Source organism: Streptomyces sp. NPDC020299, from assembly GCF_044387825.1.
Classification (GTDB): Bacteria; Actinomycetota; Actinomycetes; order Streptomycetales; family Streptomycetaceae; genus Streptomyces.
Genome location: NZ_JBIRWL010000014.1, coordinates 171,956 through 191,217, shown reverse-complemented (window position 1 = coordinate 191,217; position 19,262 = coordinate 171,956). Strand labels below are relative to the sequence as shown.

Genomic DNA, 19,262 nt, shown 5'->3' with positions numbered 1-19,262 from the left:
GCGAAGGGGACATCCAGCACCCGGCCTGCCTACGATGATGCTCTCGACACCAGCCCCTAGGAGGCACGCGATGTCCGCTGCATCCGTCGAGCAGCCCTTCGACGACGAGCCGTTCTCGCTCACGGCCATCGCCGACGAGATCATGGAGCGCCATCCGGGCTACCGCGTCGAGATCATCGGAGGCCACCTCATCGTGGCCCCATCCCCGGATGTCCCTCACGCTCGCGCGCTGACGAAACTCATGCGCCCCTTCATCGCGGCGGGACTCGACGACGACGAAACCGAGGTGCTCCAGAACGTCGGGCTCTGGCTGCCGACCGGTGCCGAGGACTACGCCATCCCCGACCTCGTGGTGGTCGACGCCGACATCGACGACCACTACGCCGAGAACAACGCGTACGACCCGGTGTGCTTCCGACTCGTCCTGGAGGTCACCTCCGGAAACTGGAAGGACGACCTGAAGACGAAGGTCGCCGCCTACGCGGAGGCCGAGGTGCCCGTCTACGTCATCGTGGACCGAAAACACCAGCGTCTTCACGTGCTCGCCGAACCGGCCGGGGGCAAGTACCAGTACCACCGCCCCCATGCCCCCGGCGAGCTCGTCACCCTCCCGGACTCCATCGGCGCCAAGGTCACCCTCGACGTCGACCAGATCCTCAAGGCCGGGCAGAAGAAAGCTAATTGACCGCGTCCACCTCCCCCTCCGCCACCTCCACGTCATACACCAACGGCCCGTCCCCCACGACCACATGCCGCGCCCTGGAGCCGTGCGCCCCCGCAGTCACCGCCAGCAGATAAGACCCCGGACCCGGCACCGACACGATGTACGAGCCGTCGGCCAGGGATGTCACCCGGTCCAGCTGGCGACCGCCCTTGGACAGCAGGGTCACCGCCGCGTCCCCGACCGGCTCGCCGTCGGGCGTGCGGACATAGCCGTGGACCACCGAGGCGGAGCCTTCCGCAGCCGCGGCGGGTGCAGCCTCCGCCGGTTCCTCCTTCGGCTCCACCGCGAGGTGCGGCAGGCGCTTCTCCAGCCACTCCGGGAGCCACCAGTTGGCCTTCCCCATGAGGTGCATCGCGGCCGGGACCAGTGCCGTACGCAGGACGAACGCGTCGAGCGCGACCGCCGCCGCCAGGCCCACGCCCGCCATCGCCGCGCCCGAGTCGCCGCTGAGGACGAAGGCCATGAACACGCAGACCATGATCAGGGCCGCGGAGTTGATCACCCGGCTGGTCTCGGCGAGGCCGACGCGGACCGCGCGCGCGTTGTCTTTCGTGTGCACCCACTCCTCGTGCATCCGGCTGACCAGGAACACCTGGTAGTCCATGGACAGGCCGAAGAGCAGGGACAGCATGATGACCGGCAGGAAGGCGTTGATCGGGCCCTCCTTGCCGAGGCCGAGCAGGCTCAGGCCCCAGCCCCACTGGAAGATCGCGACGAGGACGCCGAAGGAGGCCGCCGCCGCGATCAGGTTCATCACGGCGGCCGTCAGCGGCACCACCAGGGAGCGGAAGGCGACCAGCAGGAGCAGGAAGCCCAGGCCGATGATCGTCGCGACGAAGTAGGGGAGGCGGTCGCCGGTGACGGACGCGAAGTCCTTGGAGATCGCGGTGACCCCGCCGACGTGCGCCTGCACCCTCGCCTCCGGGATCACCTCGTCCCGCAGGCGATCGATGAGGTCGTCGGTCTCCTTCGACTGCGGTGACGTCTTCGGGACCACCTGTACGACCGTCACGCCCCCGCGCGCGGGCACCGCGCCGGCCTGGGCGACCCCCTTGGTCGCCTGGATGTCCTTGACCAGGGCGGCCGTGTCACCGCTGGAGACGACCACCTGGAGCGGGCCGTTGAAGCCCGGGCCGAAGCCCTCGGCGAGCAGGTCGTAGGCCTTGCGGGTCGTGGTGGACGCGTCGTCGTTGCCCTGGTCCGTCGCGCCCAGGCGCAGGGACAGCACCGGCAGGGCGAGGACGGCCATGACGACGAGGGCGAGGGCGGCGATCGTCCGCGGGCGCTTCTGCACGGTCCCCGACCAGCGGGCGGCGAGGCTGCTCGCCCTCTCCTGCTCCGGCTCCGGGCCCGAGGCGGCGAGCCGGCGCCGCTGCCTGCGGCTGAGCACGCGCGGGCCGAGGAAGCCGAGCAGGGCGGGGAGGAGGGTGGTGGCCGCGAGGACGCTGAGCACGACCGTGAGCGAGGTGCCGATGACCACGCCGTCCAGGAAGCGCAGGTTCGTCACCAGCATGCCGGCGAGTGCGATGCACACCGTGCCGCCCGCGAACAGCACCGCCCGGCCGGAGGTGTTGAGGGCGGTGACCGCCGACTCCTCGGGGTCCATGCCCCGCGTGAGGCCGCGCCGGTGCCGGGTGACGATGAACAGCGCGTAGTCGATGCCGACGCCGAGGCCGATCAGGGAGGACAGCAGCGGCGCGATGTCGGGGATGTCGGTGGTGTGGCTGAGCAGCTGGACGGAGAACAGGCCCGTGCCGACGCCGAAGACCGCGATCCCGATCGGCAGCAGCATCGCGAGGAACGAGCCGAAGGCCAGGAACAGCACGACGGCCGCGGCGACGATGCCGACCATCTCCGACAGACCCTGCGGCGGCTGCTGCACCCGCTGGATGGCCTGGCCGCCCAACTCGACCTCCAGACCGCCGCGTTCGGCTTTCTGTGCGGTGTCGAGGACGTGCTGGACGAGCTCCTTCGGTACGGCGTTGGCCTGCTCGGTGAACGTGATCCGGGCGTAGGCGATCCGCCCGTCCCGGCTGATCTGCGCCGCCCCCCGGGCGCCCGTGTAGGGGCCGGCGACCTCGCCGACGCCCTTCATCTTCGCGATCTCGTCCAGCGCGGGCTGGACGCGGGACTTCACGGACGCGTCGCGCACCGATCCGCCTTCGGTCTTCCACACCACCGTGTCGGTGTCGCCCGCGCTGTCCGGGAAGGCCTTCTCCATCAGGTCGTACGCCCGCTTGGAGTCCGTGTTCGGGAGGGAGAAGACATTCGCGTAGTCCGTGCCCGCCGTCGAGGCCGCGAAGCCCAGGCCGAACAGCGCCCCCACCCACAACAACAGGACCACCAGCCGATGCCGGTAGCACCACCGTGCCCATGCCGTCACGCTCAACGCTCCTTAGCAGATCATTACTTCATCGGTCGGTCCCCCAGGTCCTGGGCTACAGGATCGGCACCGGCACGCGCGCGTGGGCACGTGACACGCATGACTCTCAAGGAACTCCAAAGCTCGATCCGCCCCCGCTGTCAGTGGCTCCGCCGATACTGGGGGCATGACGGCTCCAGGAACCGTGCTGGTGGTGGAGGACGAGGAGAGCATCGCGGACGTCCTCGCCATCGCCCTGCGCTACCACCGCTTCGAGGTGATGACCGCTGGCGGCGTCCGCGAGGCCCTCGCGCTCACCGAGCGCACCCGGCCCGACGCCGCCCTGCTCGACATCATGCTGCCGGACGGCGACGGCCGCGCCCTGGGCCGCGAACTGCGCGCCCGGCAGCCGGATCTGGCGCTGGTGTTCCTCACCGCGCGCGACTCCCCCGCCGAGATGGTCGGCGCGCTCGGCTTCGGCGACGACTACATCACCAAGCCGTTCGACATCGACGTGGTCGTCGCCCGGATCGGCGCGGTGCTGCGCCGCACTCGCCCGGCCGATGTCATCCCCGAGCGTCCGCCCCTCAGATACGGCGATCTGGAGCTGGACGAGACGACGTACTCGGTGCACCGCGCGGGCCGCTCGGTCGAGCTGACCCCGACCGAGTACGCGCTGCTGCGGTTCCTGGTGCGCAACAGCGGCCGGATCGTACCGAAGGAGCAACTGCTGCGCCATGTCTGGCAGTACGAGCACGCCCCGGCCGAGTCGACCGTCGTGGAGACGTACATCAGCTATCTGCGGCGCAAGCTCGACGCCCTGGGCCCGCCCGTGATCACCACCCGGCGCGGGGTCGGATACGGGCTCGCATGAGGCCACGCGCCAGGCGCGGGGTGCACTCCCTGCGCGGCAAGCTCACCCTGGCCAACGTCGGACTGCTCGCCGTCGGCATCGTGGTGGCCACCGCGGTGAGCGTGATGGGTATGCGGCACTATCTGATCGGCCAGATCGACACCGAGCTGACCAAGATGCGGGGCTCGCTGGGAAGTTCGGGGCTCACCCTGCAACAGGTCGACTCACTGCGCGTACTGGACTTCGTCCGTGACCGCGTCGCGCCCCGGCACGAGGATCAGCAGCCCACACCGGACTCGATCTTCACCGCCGTCGACAGCCGCGGGAAGCCTCTCGCCCTCTTCGACATCCAGCCCACCGAAGCGCAGCGCTCGCTCGCCGCCGCCGTCACCGACCCGCGCGCCCTCGCCGCGGACCCCGGCCCGCGTGACGTCACCGTGCACGGCGCCGCCTACCGCGTGACCGCGACCCGCCTCGCCGACGGCCCGTACATCCTGCTGGCCACCTCCACCGAGGCCCTGCACAACGGCATAGCCAAGGCCCTCAAGCTCGACCTCACCGTCGGCACGCTTCTGCTCGCGCTGCTGTGCTGCCTGACCATGTTCAGCGTGCGGCGCCGGCTCAGGCCGCTGGAGGACATGGTGGAGACCTCGTCCGCCATCGCCGAGGGCGACCTCACCCGGCGTGTGCCCTCCAGCCACCATCCGACGCAGGAGGTCGAGCAGCTGCGGCTGGCCCTCAACTCCATGCTTCACCAGGTGGAGTCGGCGTACCGCACGCGCGAGCGCTCAGCGGCCCAGCTGCGCCGCTTCGTCGCCGACGCCTCGCACGAGCTGCGCACCCCGCTCGCGGCGATACGCGGCTACCTCCAGCTGTACGACAAGGGGATGCTGAGCGAGCCGGGCGAGCGGAAGCGCGCCTGGGACCGGATGAACGCGGAGGCCGATCGCATGGGCCGGCTCGTCGACGAGCTGCTCACCCTCGCCCGCCTCGACCAGCGTCCCGAACTGCGCCTGAAGAACGTCGACGTCGGCCGGCTGGTGCGGGAGGCCGCCGAGGACCTCACGGTGCAGCAGCCGGACCGGCCGGTCACCGTGGCCGCGGACGGGGTGCTGCTGGTGCGCGCCGACGAGTCGGGGCTGAGACAGGTGCTGGGCAACCTGCTGGCCAACGTCCGCACGCACACGCCCGCCGACGTGCCGGTACGGCTGGCCGTGGAGCGCGCGGACGGGGTGGTGCGGCTGTGCGTCGCCGACGAGGGCCCCGGCCTGGCCGAGGAGGACGCGGCCCGCGTCTTCGACCGCTTCTTCCGAGCGGGCGGCGGCGCGGGCAGCGGCCTGGGCCTGGCCATCGTGCAGGGCGTGGTGCACGCGCACGGGGGCGAGGTGACCGTCCGGACAGCCCCCGGCGAAGGCCTCGCGGTCACGGTCACCCTGCCGGAGCGCGCGCCCGTACGGTCCTGAACAGACCGGTGCCACCCAGGACCACCGGCCCCCGGCGAGGGACTCGCGGTCGCGGTGACCCCGCCGGAGTGCACGCCCGTATGGGCGTGCAGTGGCCGTGTCAGATCCAGTCGAGGCGCCACAGGCGGAACAGGCCGGTGCCGTCGACGAGGTACTGGCCGCCGCCGACGTCCTCGTTGCTGACGACGTACTCCTTGCGCTGCCAGAGCGGGATGAGCGGCACGTCCTCGGCCACGTCGTCCTGGAGGGTGCGGAAGTCCTGGGCGACCTGGCTGCGGTCGGCGTACTGCTGGCTGTCGGTGATCAGGTGGTCGACGAGGTTGTTGCTGTAGCCGGTGTTCATCGTGGAGCCGGTCCCGACGAGCGAGGCGCCGAAGGTGTCCGGGTCGGGGTAGTCGGCGACCCAGCCGACCGCCCAGGCGTCCAGCTTGCCGTCCGCCCAGCGCTTCTGGAAGTCGGTCCACTCGTAGCCCTTGAGGTCCACCTTGAACAGGCCGCCGGCCTCCAGTTGCTTCTTCAGCGCCGCGGCCTCCTCGGCGGCGGCGCCGCGGCCCTTGCCGTAGCCGAAGGTGAAGCGCACCGGGGTGGTGATGCCGGCCTCGGTGAGCAGTTGCCTCGCCTTCGCGGTGCTCGGCTTGGGGTAGTCGTCGAAGAACGACGTGGAGTGGCCGGTGAGGCCGGCCGGGATCAGCGAGTACAGCGGGTCGACGGTGCCGTCGTACACCTTCGCGGCCAGCTGCTCCCGGTCGACCAGCCAGGCCAGGGCCCGCCGGACGGGCACGTCGTGCAGCGGGGAGTTCTTGCGGGTGTTGAGGTAGAGGTTGCGGGTCTCGGAGCTGTCGGACTCCGTGACGCGCCGGCCCGGGTCGCTGGCGGACAGGCCGGACAGGACGCCCGGCGGCAGCGTACGGGTGGCCACGTCGATCCGCTTGGCCTTCCAGGCGGCGTCCAGCTTGTCGGAGTCGCCGTAGTAGCGCAGCTCGACGGGACGGCCGGTGCCGTTCACGTCGCCCTTGTAGGAGGAGTTCGGCTCCAGGGTGGCCAGCTTGTCCTTGGTGTACCCGGTGAGCCGGTACGGTCCGGTGCCGTCGACCTCGCTGCCGGTCCGCAGGCCGTCGGCCGGGTACTTCTCCCGGTCGACGATCGAACCCGCGCCGGTGGCCACCTTGAACGGGAAGGTGGCGTCCGGTGAGGAGAGGTGGAAGGTGACGGTGTCGCCGACGGTGGTCACCGAGGCGAGGGTGGAGAACAGGGACGCCGGGCCGACCTCGGACTTGATCTTCTTGACCCGGTCGAAGGAGTACTTCACGTCCTGCGCGGTCATCGCCCGGCCGCTCGGGAAGGTGATCCCGGCCCGGAGCTCGCACTGGTAGGCCGTCAGCCCGCTGCCGACGAACCCGCAGCTCTTCGCCGCGTCCGGCACGGGCGTGACGCCGTCCGGCTCGAAGGTCAGCAGTGACTGGAAGACGTTGCCGAACAGCGCCCAGGAGCCCGCGTCGTAGGCGCCGGCCGGGTCGAGCGAGGTGACGGCGTCCGTCGTGCCGACCGTGATGGTCTTGTCCTTGTCCCCCTGTGACGGAAGCATCTGCCAGCCACCGACTCCCACGGCTGCCAGAACGAGAAAAGTCGCAAGAATCCGCATGCGAAGCGATCGCATGGTGGTGCCCTCCCCAGGCCCTGCCCGAGCCCTACCCAGGCCCTGCACAAAAGCGCCACCCCCTAGTGGCGCGGCTCACCTAATCACACGTGTTTAACGCGAGGGAAGAGCAATCTGCCTAGATGAGAAAGAACTTACCCCGGTGTTGTTTCGGCCGGATATCTCAGTTCCTTCACGGGTTGTTCAAAGGGTCGCCAGTTCGATCACCGTGATGTCCGAGGGGGCGCCCACGCGCGTGGGCGGCCCCCAGGCACCCGCGCCCCTGCTGACGTACAGCTGGGTGTCGCCGTAGCGCTCAAGCCCCGCGACGGTCGGGTTGGCTGCCGCCGCGACGAGGTTGCCCGGCCAGAGCTGGCCGCCGTGCGTGTGGCCGGAGAGCTGGAGGTCGACGCCGTACCGGACGGCCTCGTGGATCTGTACCGGCTGGTGGGCGAGCAGCACGCACGCGCGTGCCGTGTCCCGGTCTCCGAGCGCCCTGCGGAAGTCGGGGCCGTGCCCCTCGCCCTCGCCCTGGAGGTCGTTGACGCCGGCGAGATCGAAGTACGGGAGTTCGGTACGGGCGTTCTCCAGCGGGCGCATCCCCAGCTCCCGTACCTCCGCCACCCACTGCTCGGCACCGGAGAAGTACTCGTGGTTGCCAGTGACGAAGTACGCGCCGTGCCGGGCCCGCAGCCCCGCGAGCGGCGCCGCCGCCGGACCCAGGTCCTTGACGCTGCCGTCCACCAGGTCCCCGACGACCGCGATGAGGTCGGGCTGGGTGCCGTTGACGGTCTCGACGACCTTCCGCGCGAAGTCCCGGCCGAGGACCGGGCCGAGGTGGATGTCGCTGACGACGGCGATCCGGAACCCGCCCCCGGCGCGCGGGAGTTTGGCCAGCGGGACGGTGACCCGCTTCACCCTCGGACCGCGCAGCACGCCGTAGGTGCCGTAGCCGACGGTCGCCACGGCCGCGGTGGCGGCGGCGCCGCCGACGACCCGGGAGACGAAGAGGCGACGGGAGGGTGGGGATGGGGGTGGGGACGCCTGGGCGGGCGCCTCGGTCTCCTCGGGAGCCTCCGGCTGCTCCATTGCCGGTACGGCATCCGGTACGGCCACCGTAGCCGCCACCGCCGGTACGGCCACCGGCGACGGGACGGTTCGCCCCCGCCTCTCCGACAGCCGTCGCAGCACGGGCCGTACCGCCTCCCCGGCCACCACCGCCAGCAGCAGGTAGAGCGCCAGGGGCATCCACAGGAAGCCGGGCCAGGCGAGGGTGCGCTGGAGCCAGAACGGGGCGCCGGCGCGTTCGGCGACCAGGGCGGCGATCATCAGCACCGGACCGGCGACGAAGACGGCCGTGCCCGCGCGGCGTGCCGTGCCGGGACCCGCCGTCGTGTCGCGGACCAGGCGGCGCCAGACGTACCAGTGCAGGGCCGCCACGACGGCCAGGACCGCGAGGGCGACCAGCACGAAGACGATGATCACTTAGCCTTGTCCCCCGTCGTTCCCGTTATGACGTCCGGCGCAGTGCGCGCAGGCCGCGCAACCCGATGACCCCGATGGCCGTCCCCAATACGAAGGAGACGACCGCCAGCGTCAGGTGCACCCAGAAGTACGCCGTCGGGTGACCGTCGTCGAAGGCGAGACCACTGCTGTCCTTGACGAGATTCTTGACGAAAGTGACCCAGATGACCCAGCTCCACACCCCGAAGGCGAGCAGGAACCAGGACACGGGGCGGCTGAGCTTCATACGTTCAGTATCGCCGGGGTCCGTCGGGCGCCGCGCCCGGGGTGGGAGCTTGCTGGTCACGTCCGTCGCCCTGCTGTCCGCCTCCCTCGCCACGCCCGCCGCCGTCGCCGCGCCGACCCCTTCAACAAAGACCCCGACGAGCCCGTCGAGCCCGACAAGCCCGTCGGCCACCCCCTCGACGAGCCCGTCGGCCACTCCCCCGGCGGGCATGTCCACGGTCGGCGGCACCCGCCTCGGCCGGCCCGGCACGCAGGTCGACCTCGGCAGCGGTGTCCAGGTGCTGCCCAAGGACGTCACCGCGCGCTCCTGGGTCGTCGCCGACGCCGAGTCCGGGGAGGTGCTGGCCGCGCACAACGCGCACTGGCGGCTGCCTCCCGCGAGCACGCTGAAGATGCTCTTCGCCGACACGGTCCTGCCGCGCTTCCCGAAGACGACCGAGCACAAGGTGGTGCCGGCCGACCTGGCGGGCATGGGCGCCGGCTCCAGCCTGGTCGGGGTCAAGGCGAACCACACCTACACCGTCCACGACCTGTGGCTCGGCGTCTTCCTGCGCTCCGGCAACGACGCGGTGCACGTGCTGTCCCGGATGAACGGCGGCATCGGCCGGACCGTCAAGGACATGCAGGCCCACGCCGACGACCTCCAGGCCCTCGACACCCATGTGATCAGTCCCGACGGCTACGACGAGCCGGGGCAGGTGTCCTCGGCGTACGACCTGACGCTGTTCGCCCGCTCGGGGATGCAGAAGAAGGACTTCCGGGACTACTGCTCGACCGTGACCGCGAAGTTCGGCTCCGGGGACATCCGGAACACCAACCGGCTGCTCAGCGGCGACACCGACGTCCCGGTCTACCAGGGCATCGCGGGCGTGAAGAACGGCAACACCACCAACGCGGGCGCCACCTTCACCGGCGTCGCCGAACGAGGCGGCCACGTGCTGCTGGTCACCGTCATGAACCCGGAGAAGAGCGAGCACAACGAGGTCTACAAGGAGGCCGCCCGGCTCTTCGACTGGGGCTTCCAGGCGGTCGGCAAGGTCCAGCCGGTGGGCGAGCTGGTACCGCCGAAGAGCGCCGCCCGGGCGACCTCACGGCCCGGCGCCGGCGCGTCGCCCGGGCAGACGGGCGGTACGGGCACCGGCGCCGGCGGGTCGTCGTCGAGGCCGGTGGCCGCCGCCCCCTCCGGCGGCTGGCGCGGCGTCGGCATCGCCGGGGCTATCGCCGGGGGGCTGCTGGTGCTGCTGGGCGGCGGGGCGTTCCTGGTCAACCGCCGGTGGCCGCTGCCGGATCTCGTACGCCGGCGGACTCGTTCCTGAGCTCGACGTCCTTGCTCCCCGTCGCCGTCCAGGCGGCGCAGAACAGGACCAGTTTCGCGGTGAAGTCGATCCACAGCAGCAGGGCGACGGGGACGCCGAACGCGCCGTACATGCTCTTCGAGGCGACTCCCTGGATGTAGCCGCTGATCAGCAGCTTCAGCAGTTCGAAGCCGACCGCTCCGGTCAGCGCCGCGACGAACAGGCGATGGCGGTGCGGCTCGACGCCGGGCAGCAGGGTCAGGACGTACAGCAGGACCAGGAAGTCGGCGAGGACGGCGACGGCGAACGCGACGACGCGCAGCAGCACGCTGCCCCAGCCGTGCTCGGCGAGGCCGAGACCGCCGGCCACCCGGCCGACCGCCGCGGAGGCGACGATGGAGGCGGCGAGCGTGACCAGCAGGGCGCCGCCGAGCCCGATCAGGATCCCGGCGTCCTTGCCCTTGCGCAGCAGGGGGTTCTCCTCGGTGTCGGGCAGCTCCCACACGGCGCGCAGGCAGTCGCGCACCTGCCCGACCCAGTTGATGCCGGTGAGCAGCAGCAGGGCGCCCGCGATGACGCCGACGGTACCGGCGTTCTGGACCAGCGAGCTGATGTCCAGCTGGTCGGAGATGCCGGGGAACTGCTCGGCGATCTTCCTCTCGACGTCGTGCTGCTGGGCCGGGCTGAGCGTGGCGGCGGCGACCGCGGCGGACACGGTCAGCAGGGGGAACAGCGCGATGAAGCTGACGAAGGTCATGGCGGCGGCCAGCCGTGTCCACTTCACCCGGTCCAGACGCTCGTACGAGCGCCACGCGTGCGTGGTCATCAGGCGGGCGACCAGGGGCCCGACTCCGGGGAGCTTTTTCAGCCAGTCCATGATCCGCTTCTGCCCTCGTCTCGGAAGACCAATGTCCGGATACCCCAGAAGCGCAGGACTGTGGCCAGGGCCATGCCGATTCCGGCGCCGGAGACCGTGTCGGCGCGCTGGGAGGTGAGGCCGAGGCTGTAGTGGCTGATGGTGAGGCAGAGGAGCTGGACGAGGGCGCCGGCGAGGTTCACGGCGAAGAAGGCGGCGTACGGGCGCAGGCCGCTGGGCCGGGTGTCGCGGTAGGGGCCGAGGGCGTTGCCGGCGTACGCGACCGTGCAGCCGGCCGCGAAGGAGAGGGCCTTGGCGGTCAGCGGGCCGCAGCCGGCGGGGCCGCGCAGGCAGGTGAAGAGGGCCAGGTCGGTGGCGTAGGCGACGAGGCCCACGGTGGCGAAGCCGAGCAGTTCGCCCCGCCGTACCGGGGTCACCAATTGGCCACCGCCAGGCCGTACATGGCCAGCCAGGCCGCGCCGATCAGGGTCAGGGCGCGGTCGTGCAGGACCACTTCCTCGGGCTCGCCCGCGATGCCGCGGTCGGCGAAGACGGCGTACCTGAGGATCGCGAGGACGAAGGCGATCATGGACAGCTGCCGCCAGGGCAGCACGCTCGTGTGCGGCACACCGCCCTCCTCCAGGGCCCACATGCAGTAGGCGAGGACGGCGACGCCGGCCGCCAGCTGCCAGACGAAGCGCAGGTAGCCGGTGGTGTACTCGGTGAGCAGCGCGCGGGTGGCACCCGGCCGCCCGGCCATCTGCACGGCTTCGGAGTAGCGCTTGGCCGACACCATGAACAGCGCCCCGAAGCCGGTGGTGATCAGGAACCAGCGGGACGGCGGGATGCCGAGCGCGACCCCGCCGATCACCGCCCGGATCAGGAAGCCGGTGGTGACCACGGCGAGGTCGACGACCAGCACGTGCTTGAGGGTGAGGCAGTACGCCAGCTGCATGCCGAGGTACGCCGTCAGCACGGCGGCGACGGCCGGCGAGGCCAGCCAGACCGCGCCCGCCGGCGCGAGCACGGCCAGGGTGCCCCCGGTGGCGTAGGCGACGGGCACGGGGACGCGGCCGGCGGCTACGGGGCGGCGGCACTTGGTGGGGTGGGCGCGGTCGGCCTCGGCGTCGCGGGCGTCGTTGATCAGGTAGACGGCGGCGGCGCAGGCGGTGAAGAGGATGAAGACCAGGCAGACCTGGGTGAGCGCATGCCGGGAGAAGAGCCGCCCGGCGGCGGCCGGGGCGGCCAGGACCAGGATGTTCTTGACCCACTGTTTCGGGCGGGTGGCCTTCAGCAGGCCGCCCAGGAGGCTGCCCGGGCGGTGCGGGGGTGAGGGTGGCCGCTCGCCGGCCGGGCGGTGTTCCAGGAGCGCGACATCAGCCACGGGCGCTCTCCCTCATCCAGCGCGCTCCCGCCCGCGCGGTCAGCATCCCCAGGGCCGCGCCCGCCGCCACGTCGGAGGGGTGGTGCACGCCCAGGACCAGGCGGGACAGGCACATGGCGGCGGCGAGCGGCGGCACCGCGTACACCCCGAGTGCTCCGTAGGCGACCGCGGCGGCCCCGGCGGAGGCGGCGTGCGAGCTGGGGAAGGAGTACCGGCCGGCGGTCCGCACCAGGGGTTCGACGTGCGCGGGGCGTGCGCGGCGCACGATCCGCTTCACGCCCATGCTGGCGAGGTGCGCGCCCGCGACGAGCGCCGTGCCGCGCAACCAGGGGCCACGCCGGGCACCGTCCACGGCGGCTCCGGCAAGACCCGCTGTGAGCCACAGCGCGCCGTGCTCACCGGCCAGGGACAGTCCGCGGGCGGCGGACGCCACCCACGGGTCGGCACCCCGGGCGTGGAGTGCGGAAAGGATCCGGTGGTCCAGGTCGCGATCCATGTCGTCCATGTGGATCCACTGTTCACGCCCGGGCCGCTTTGATTACGGCAATATTGAGCGACATCCCATTAATCACCCATTTCGGGGAGGGCGGGGATGTTCCACAACTAGTGGTTCACACAGGGGCGATACGGTCGCCGACATGCCTGGAGACACCGTCCGCGTCACGGGTTGGGGCCGCACCGCGCCCACCGCCGCCCATCTGGTCCGCCCGCGGACCTACGAGGAGGCCGTGGCCGCCGTCCGCGACTGCGGGACCCGGGGCGGCATCGCGCGGGGCCTGGGACGGGCGTACGGGGACGCGGCGCAGAACGCGGGCGGCGCCGTGCTCGACATGACCGGCCTCGACCGCGTCCACGCGATCGACGCCGACGACGGGACCGTACGGTGCGACGCGGGCGTCTCCCTGCACCGGCTGATGGAGGTGCTGCTGCCGCTCGGCTGGTTCGTGCCGGTGACCCCCGGCACCCGCCAGGTGACCGTCGGCGGAGCGGTCGGCGCCGACATCCACGGCAAGAACCACCATGTCTCCGGCGCCTTCTCCCGCCATGTGCTGTCGCTGGAACTGCTCACCGCGGACGGCGGGATCCGCACGGTACGCCCGGGCACCCCCCTGTTCGACGCGACCACCGGCGGCATGGGACTGACCGGGGTGATCCTGACGGCCACGCTGCGGCTGCAGCCGGTCGAGACCTCGTACATGGCCGTCGACACCGAGCGGGCCGCCGACCTCGACGACCTCATGGCCCGGCTCACCGCCACCGACCACCGCTATCGCTACTCGGTCGCCTGGATCGACCTGCTCGCCCGGGGCGCCGCGACCGGCCGTGCCGTCCTCACCCGCGGCGACCACGCGACCCTGGAGGCACTCGGCGAGGGCACGCGCGCGTGGCGGCGCCCGCTGTCCTTCCGCCCCCGGCGGCTCCCCGCCGCGCCCGCCCTCGTACCGGAGGGCCTCCTCGGCCGCACCACCGTCGGATGGTTCAACGAGATCTGGTACCGCAAGGCTCCCCGCGCGCGGACCGGTGGGCTCCAGCCCCTCTCCGCCTTCTTCCACCCCCTGGACGGCGTCCCCCACTGGAACCGGATCTACGGCCGGGCCGGCCTCGTCCAGTACCAGTTCGTCGTCGGGCACGGCCAGGAGGACACCCTGCGCCGCATCGTGCACCGCGTCTCCGAGCGGCGCTGCCCGTCCTTCCTCGCCGTCCTCAAGCGCTTCGGGGACGCCGACCCCGGCTGGCTGTCCTTCCCCGTGCCCGGCTGGACGCTCGCCCTGGACGTCCCGGCCGGGCTGCCGGGCCTCGGGACCCTCCTGGACGAGCTGGACGAGGAGGTGGCCGCCGCCGGCGGGCGCGTCTACCTGGCCAAGGACTCCCGGCTGCGGCCGGAACTGCTCGCCGCGATGTACCCACGGCTCGACGAGTTCCGGGCCCTGCGCGCGGAACTGGACCCGAACGGGGTCTTCACGTCGGACCTCTCCCGTCGGCTCAACCTCTAGTGGCCCAACCTCTAGTCGGCTCAACCTCCAGGAGTTGTCGTGAAGGACGCTTTCGGAATCCCCCAGTCCCTGCTCGTCCTCGGCGGTACGTCCGAGATCGCGCTGGCCACCGCGCGCCGGCTGATCACCCGCCGCACCCGCACCGTCTGGCTGGCGGGCCGCCCCTCCCCCGCCCTGGAGCAGGCGGCCGAGCAGCTGCGCGCCCTGCGGGCCGACGTGCGCACCGTCGCCTTCGACGCCCTCGACCCCGACGCGCACGAAGCCGTTCTCGGCAAGATCTTCGCCGAGGGCGACATCGACATGGTCCTGCTCGCCTTCGGCATCCTCGGCGACCAGGCGATCGACGAGCGCGAGCCGGTCAGCGCGGTCCGCGTCGCGCAGACCAACTACACGGGCGCCGTGTCGGCGGGCCTGATCAGCGCGCGGGCCCTCCAGGCGCAGGGGCACGGCTCGCTGGTGGTGCTCTCCTCGGTGGCCGGCGAACGGGCCCGCCGCTCGAACTTCATCTACGGCTCCAGCAAGGCGGGCCTCGACACCTTCGCCCAGGGCCTGGGCGACGCGCTGCGCGGCACCGGCGCGCACGTCATGGTCGTACGCCCCGGATTCGTCCGGACGAAGATGACCGCCGGCCGCGCGGAGACCCCCCTCGCCACCACGCCCGAGGCGGTCGCCACGGCCATCGAACTGGGGCTCAGGCGGCGCTCGGAGACGGTGTGGGTGCCGGGGGCGCTCCGGCTGGTGATGTCGGCACTGCGGCACGTACCGCGGGCGGTGTTCCGGCGGCTGCCGATCTAGCCCGGCCGTCTGCCGTAGGACTACCGGCTGCTGGTGGGGATGGTGCCCCGGTCCACGGGCGTCGCCTGCTGGGGTACCACGGCGCCGCCGCCGAAGGTGAACTCCCGCAGCTTGCGCCAGACCCCGTCGGTGCCCTGCTCGTGCAGCGCGAAGCCGGTGCAGGCCCACTCGGCCTCGAAGCCGGCGAGCTCCTCGAAGGCGCGGTCCATCGCCGCCTCGTCGATCCCGTGCGCCACCGTGACGTGCGGGTGGTACGGGAACTGGAGCTCACGGGCGACGGGACCGGAGTCGTCGCGGATCTGCCGCTGCAGCCAGGCGCAGGACTCCGCGCCCGCCACGATCCGCACGTAGACCACCGGGGACAGGGGCCGGAAGGTGCCGGTGCCGGACAGCCGCATCGGGAACGACCGGCCGGCCGTGGCCACCTCCGTCAGATGCGCCTCGACGGCCGGAAGACCGGTCTCGTCGATCTCCGTCGGCGGCAGCAGTGTGACGTGGGTGGGAATGCCGTGAGCAGCGGCGTCGCCGAAGCCCGCGCGCCGCTCCTGGAGCAGGCTGCCGTGAGGCTCCGGGACCGCGATCGACACGCCGATCGTTACGGTCCCCACGTCGTCTCCTGTCGTCGCTCTGTTTGGTTCTCGTCCGGCTTGTTCGTCCGGCGTGTTCGTCCGGCTTCTCGTCCGGTACGTACACAGCCGTCCGGCTATCGACTGTACGGCCACGGGTGTCCTGTGGGCAGGCGCGAGCGAAGTGATGTGCGGCGCTCTGCCCACGGGACGTGTGTGCGGTCGTGCGCCTCAGTGCTTCGCGGGCAGGAAGCCCACCCGGTCGTACGCCTGGGCGAGGGTCTCCGCGGCCACGGCACGCGCCTTCTCCGCGCCCTTGGCCAGGATCGAGTCGAGCGTCTCCGGGTCGTCCAGGTACTGCTGCGTGCGCTCCCGGAACGGCGTCACGAACTCGACCATCACCTCGGCGAGGTCCGTCTTGAGCGCACCGTACATCTTGCCCTCGTAGTCCCGCTCCAGCTCGGCGATCGTCTTACCGGTGAGCGTGGAGTAGATGGTGAGGAGGTTCGACACGCCCGGCTTGTTCTCCGTGTCGTACCGGATCACGGTGTCGGTGTCCGTGACGGCGCTCTTGACCTTCTTCGCGGTGGCCTTCGGCTCGTCCAGGAGGCTGATGACGCCCTTCGGCGTGGCCGCCGACTTGCTCATCTTGAGGGACGGGTCCTGGAGGTCGTAGATCTTCGCCGTCTCCCGGAGGATGTGCGGCTTCGGGACGACGAAGGTCTCGCCGAACCGGCCGTTGAAGCGCTCGGCGAGGTCACGGGTGAGCTCGACGTGCTGGCGCTGGTCCTCGCCGACCGGGACCTCGTTGGCCTGGTACAGCAGGATGTCGGCGACCTGGAGGACCGGGTACGTGAACAGGCCGACGGAGGCGCGGTCGGCGCCCTGCCTGGCCGCCTTGTCCTTGAACTGGGTCATGCGGGAGGCCTCGCCGAAGCCGGTGAGGCAGTTCATGATCCAGGCGAGCTGGGCGTGCTCGGGCACGTGGCTCTGCACGAAGAGGGTGCAGCGGTCCGGGTCGAGCCCCGCCGCCAGCAGCTGGGCGGCGGCGAGACGGGTGTTCGCGCGCAGGTCGGCGGGATCCTGCGGGACCGTGATCGCGTGCAGGTCGACGACCATGTAGAACGCGTCGTGGGTCTCCTGAAGGGCCACCCACTGGCGGACGGCGCCCAGGTAGTTGCCGAGGTGGAACGAGCCTGCGGTGGGCTGGATTCCGGAGAGCACGCGGGGTCGGTCAGAGGCCATGCTCACCATTCTCTCAGGTGTTGGCGCCCGATCCCGAACTGGTCCGGAACAGAGGGGATGTGATCCGCCTCGGGTGGTGTAGCAGAAGGGGTATGCGTGGGGGAGCGGACGACGTACCGGGGATGAGGCAGGGGCGCGGTGGGCGCCGGCGAGCGCCGAGCGCAGGGGTGGTGGCGGCGACGGCGTGCGCGCTCGCCCTGACCGGGGCGTCCGGGGCGCGGGCGGCCGATTCCCCCGACCTCGCGATGATCGTCTCGGGCGGCACGGGCACCACGACGACGGCCCTGCGTTCCGGGGAACCCGCCTTCGACCGGCTCTGGCAGTTGCTGCAGCCGACGTACACGCGGACCGAGCCGGTGCCCACGGCCTGGTCCCAGGGGCGGTATCCAGCCGTGCGGCTCACCGTGGTGTGGGGGCTGACCGGGGTGGGCGGCTGGCCGCAGAGCCACCGGGCGCCGGGCGGGGACGTGGCCGTCGAGCGGCAGGACCAGCTGTTCCTGGCGAAGGACGGCACGCCCGGGGTGCAGGACGACGACGTCCGGTGGCACCGGGCGCCGCGGGCGGTCTACGACCGGCTGGCCCGGGAGGGGTTCATGGCCGAGAGCCGCGAGGCGTCCGGCGGTGGCGGGCTCGGGTCCGGTGATGCCCTGTGGTGGGCGGCCGGTGGGCTCGCCGCCGGGTTCGCGGGCGGCTTCCTGGCATGCCGCGCGGCGGCCCGGCGGGAGGCCGGACCGCCGCGGGAGGAGCCACGGCAGGAGCTGATCGATCTCTGAGCTGTGACTCTGGACTCCGGCTCCGGGCTCCGGGCTCCGGGCTCCGGGCTCCGGGCTCCGGGCTCCGGGCTCCGGGCTCCGGGCTCCGGGCTCCGGCGGGGAGCCGTCAGCCGAGGTCGATCTCCGGGTACAGCGGGAAGCCCGCGACCAGGTCCGTCGCGCGCTGGGAGATCTCCTCCGCGACCTTCGGGTCCAGGATGTGGGCGGCCTTGGAGGGGGCACCCGACTTGGTGGTGCCCGGCTCGGTGGTGGTCAGGACGCGGTCGATCAAGCCCGCCACCTCGTCCATCTCCGCCGTGCCGAGGCCGCGCGTGGTCAGTGCGGGGGTGCCGATGCGGATGCCGGAGGTGTACCAGGCGCCGTTGGGGTCGGCGGGGATGGCGTTGCGGTTGGTGACGATGCCCGAGTCGAGGAGGGCCGCCTCGGCCTGGCGGCCGGTGAGGCCGTAGGAGCCGGCGACGTCGATCAGGTTGAGGTGGTTGTCCGTGCCGCCGGTGACGAGGGTGGCGCCGCGGCGCATCAGGCCCTCGGCCAGGGCGCGGGAGTTGTCCACGATCCGCTGGGCGTAGTCCTGGAAGGCGGGCTGCCGGGCCTCCGCCAGGGCGACCGCCTTGGCGGCCATGACGTGCGGGAGCGGGCCGCCGAGGACCATCGGGCAGCCGCGGTCGACCTGGTCCTTCAGGGAGTCGTCGCACAGGACCATGCCGCCGCGCGGGCCGCGCAGGGACTTGTGGGTGGTGGTGGTGACGATCTGGGCGTGCGGGACGGGGTCGAAGTCGCCGGTCAGCACCTTGCCCGCGACCAGCCCCGCGAAGTGGGCCATGTCGACCATCAGGGTCGCTCCGACCTCGTCGGCGATCTCCCGCATGATCCGGAAGTTCACCAGACGGGGGTAGGCCGAGTAGCCCGCCACGATGATCAGCGGCTCGAACTCGCGGGCCTGGACGCGCAGGGCGTCGTAGTCGATCAGGCCGGTCGCCGGGTCCGTGCCGTAGGAGCGCTGGTCGAACATCTTGCCGGAGATGTTCGGGCGGAAGCCGTGGGTGAGGTGGCCGCCGGCGTCCAGGGACATGCCGAGCATGCGCTGGTTGCCGAAGGCCTGGCGCAGCTCGGCCCAGTCCGCCTCGGAGAGGTCGTTGACCTGGCGGGCGCCGGTCTTCTCCAGGAAGGGGACCTCGACGCGGTCGGCGAGGACGGCCCAGAAGGCGACGAGGTTGGCGTCGATGCCGGAGTGTGGCTGTACGTAGGCGTGGCGGGCGCCGAAGAGCTCGCGGGCGTGCTCGGCGGCCAGCGACTCCACCGTGTCGACGTTGCGGCAGCCCGCGTAGAAGCGGCGGCCGACGGTGCCCTCGGCGTACTTGTCGCTGAACCAGTTGCCCATGGCCAGCAGCGTGGCCGGGGAGGCGTAGTTCTCGGAGGCGATCAGCTTGAGCATCTCGCGCTGGTCGTGGACCTCCTGGCCGATGGCGTCGGCGACCCGCGGCTCGACGGCGCGGATCACGTCGAGGGCGGCACGGAAGGCGGTGGACTCGGTGGAAAGGGGCTGCTGCTCTGGCATGTCGGCCTC

The 19,262-nt window shown here is 71.8% G+C and carries 18 protein-coding genes; 7 read left to right on the top strand and 11 right to left on the bottom strand.

Going from position 1 to position 19,262, the window contains the following annotated elements; all coding sequences use genetic code 11:
• Nucleotides 1–70 precede the first annotated feature (70 nt).
• Entirely contained in the window at nucleotides 71–685 is a 615-nt protein-coding gene (locus tag ACH45E_RS31810) for a Uma2 family endonuclease (protein ID WP_361448270.1), read from the top strand.
• Here ACH45E_RS31810 and ACH45E_RS31805 read toward each other — a convergent pair.
• Entirely contained in the window at nucleotides 678–3,107 is a 2,430-nt protein-coding gene (locus ACH45E_RS31805) for an MMPL family transporter (protein WP_361448267.1), read from the bottom strand. The genes ACH45E_RS31810 and ACH45E_RS31805 overlap by 8 nt on opposite strands.
• A 166-nt stretch (nucleotides 3,108–3,273) precedes the next feature.
• On the opposite strand from ACH45E_RS31805, the gene ACH45E_RS31800 reads away from it, so the two are divergent.
• Together ACH45E_RS31800 and ACH45E_RS31795 are read left to right on the top strand one after the other, a co-directional pair.
• Nucleotides 3,274–3,960, top strand: coding sequence for a response regulator transcription factor (locus tag ACH45E_RS31800; RefSeq protein ID WP_361448264.1), 687 nt, complete (start codon nucleotides 3,274–3,276; stop codon nucleotides 3,958–3,960).
• Nucleotides 3,957–5,402 (top strand): HAMP domain-containing sensor histidine kinase, encoded by a 1,446-nt coding sequence (locus tag ACH45E_RS31795; protein ID WP_361448261.1) that lies wholly within the window; start codon nucleotides 3,957–3,959, stop codon nucleotides 5,400–5,402. Before ACH45E_RS31800 ends, ACH45E_RS31795 begins: the two co-directional genes overlap by 4 nt.
• A 100-nt stretch (nucleotides 5,403–5,502) precedes the next feature.
• Here the strand turns inward: ACH45E_RS31795 and ACH45E_RS31790 are convergent, their stop codons facing one another.
• The 3 genes from ACH45E_RS31790 to ACH45E_RS31780 all read right to left on the bottom strand — a co-directional run bounded on the left by ACH45E_RS31790 (nucleotide 5,503) and on the right by ACH45E_RS31780 (nucleotide 8,788).
• On the bottom strand, nucleotides 5,503–7,059 hold the full coding sequence (locus ACH45E_RS31790) for an ABC transporter substrate-binding protein (protein WP_361448258.1): 1,557 nt from the start codon (nucleotides 7,057–7,059) through the stop codon (nucleotides 5,503–5,505).
• 183 nt (nucleotides 7,060–7,242) lie between these two features.
• On the bottom strand, nucleotides 7,243–8,523 hold the full coding sequence (locus tag ACH45E_RS31785; RefSeq protein ID WP_361448255.1) for a metallophosphoesterase: 1,281 nt from the start codon (nucleotides 8,521–8,523) through the stop codon (nucleotides 7,243–7,245).
• Between the two features lie 25 nt (nucleotides 8,524–8,548).
• Entirely contained in the window at nucleotides 8,549–8,788 is a 240-nt protein-coding gene (locus tag ACH45E_RS31780) for an SCO4848 family membrane protein (protein WP_361448252.1), read from the bottom strand.
• A gap of 49 nt (nucleotides 8,789–8,837) precedes the next feature.
• Between ACH45E_RS31780 and ACH45E_RS31775 the strand changes: the two genes are divergently transcribed.
• The gene (locus ACH45E_RS31775; RefSeq protein ID WP_361448249.1) at nucleotides 8,838–10,103 is read left to right on the top strand and encodes a D-alanyl-D-alanine carboxypeptidase; all 1,266 of its coding nucleotides are present in this window, start codon (nucleotides 8,838–8,840) and stop codon (nucleotides 10,101–10,103) included.
• Here ACH45E_RS31775 and ACH45E_RS31770 read toward each other — a convergent pair.
• The 4 genes from ACH45E_RS31770 to ACH45E_RS31755 are packed head-to-tail and all read right to left on the bottom strand — an operon-like array spanning nucleotide 10,051 to nucleotide 12,827.
• Entirely contained in the window at nucleotides 10,051–10,959 is a 909-nt protein-coding gene (locus ACH45E_RS31770; RefSeq protein ID WP_361448246.1) for a YihY/virulence factor BrkB family protein, read from the bottom strand. The genes ACH45E_RS31775 and ACH45E_RS31770 overlap by 53 nt on opposite strands.
• Nucleotides 10,947–11,378, bottom strand: coding sequence for a GtrA family protein (locus ACH45E_RS31765; RefSeq protein ID WP_361448243.1), 432 nt, complete (start codon nucleotides 11,376–11,378; stop codon nucleotides 10,947–10,949). Before ACH45E_RS31765 ends, ACH45E_RS31770 begins: the two co-directional genes overlap by 13 nt.
• Nucleotides 11,372–12,322 (bottom strand): decaprenyl-phosphate phosphoribosyltransferase, encoded by a 951-nt coding sequence (locus ACH45E_RS31760; protein WP_399041965.1) that lies wholly within the window; start codon nucleotides 12,320–12,322, stop codon nucleotides 11,372–11,374. Before ACH45E_RS31760 ends, ACH45E_RS31765 begins: the two co-directional genes overlap by 7 nt.
• Nucleotides 12,315–12,827, bottom strand: coding sequence for a phosphatase PAP2 family protein (locus ACH45E_RS31755; RefSeq protein ID WP_361448240.1), 513 nt, complete (start codon nucleotides 12,825–12,827; stop codon nucleotides 12,315–12,317). The genes ACH45E_RS31760 and ACH45E_RS31755 overlap by 8 nt, the downstream gene beginning before the upstream one ends.
• A 133-nt stretch (nucleotides 12,828–12,960) precedes the next feature.
• On the opposite strand from ACH45E_RS31755, the gene ACH45E_RS31750 reads away from it, so the two are divergent.
• Nucleotides 12,961–14,316, top strand: a complete 1,356-nt coding sequence (locus ACH45E_RS31750; protein ID WP_361448237.1) for an FAD-binding oxidoreductase — start codon at nucleotides 12,961–12,963, stop codon at nucleotides 14,314–14,316.
• Between the two features lie 39 nt (nucleotides 14,317–14,355).
• Nucleotides 14,356–15,111 (top strand): decaprenylphospho-beta-D-erythro-pentofuranosid-2-ulose 2-reductase, encoded by a 756-nt coding sequence (locus ACH45E_RS31745; RefSeq protein ID WP_361448234.1) that lies wholly within the window; start codon nucleotides 14,356–14,358, stop codon nucleotides 15,109–15,111.
• Nucleotides 15,112–15,131: 20 nt separating this feature from the next.
• On the opposite strand, the gene ACH45E_RS31740 is transcribed toward ACH45E_RS31745, so the two are convergent.
• On the bottom strand, nucleotides 15,132–15,719 hold the full coding sequence (locus ACH45E_RS31740) for a 2'-5' RNA ligase family protein (RefSeq protein ID WP_361448231.1): 588 nt from the start codon (nucleotides 15,717–15,719) through the stop codon (nucleotides 15,132–15,134).
• Nucleotides 15,720–15,908: 189 nt separating this feature from the next.
• Nucleotides 15,909–16,922, bottom strand: coding sequence for a tryptophan--tRNA ligase (gene trpS / locus ACH45E_RS31735; protein WP_361448228.1), 1,014 nt, complete (start codon nucleotides 16,920–16,922; stop codon nucleotides 15,909–15,911).
• A gap of 122 nt (nucleotides 16,923–17,044) precedes the next feature.
• Here trpS and ACH45E_RS31730 point away from each other — a divergent pair, with 122 nt between their 5' ends.
• Nucleotides 17,045–17,695: a hypothetical protein gene (locus tag ACH45E_RS31730; RefSeq protein WP_399042013.1), complete on the top strand. Its 651-nt coding sequence runs from the start codon at nucleotides 17,045–17,047 to the stop codon at nucleotides 17,693–17,695.
• Nucleotides 17,696–17,801: 106 nt separating this feature from the next.
• Here ACH45E_RS31730 and ACH45E_RS31725 read toward each other — a convergent pair whose 3' ends face one another.
• Entirely contained in the window at nucleotides 17,802–19,253 is a 1,452-nt protein-coding gene (locus ACH45E_RS31725) for a glycine hydroxymethyltransferase (RefSeq protein ID WP_361448222.1), read from the bottom strand.
• Nucleotides 19,254–19,262 lie beyond the last annotated feature (9 nt).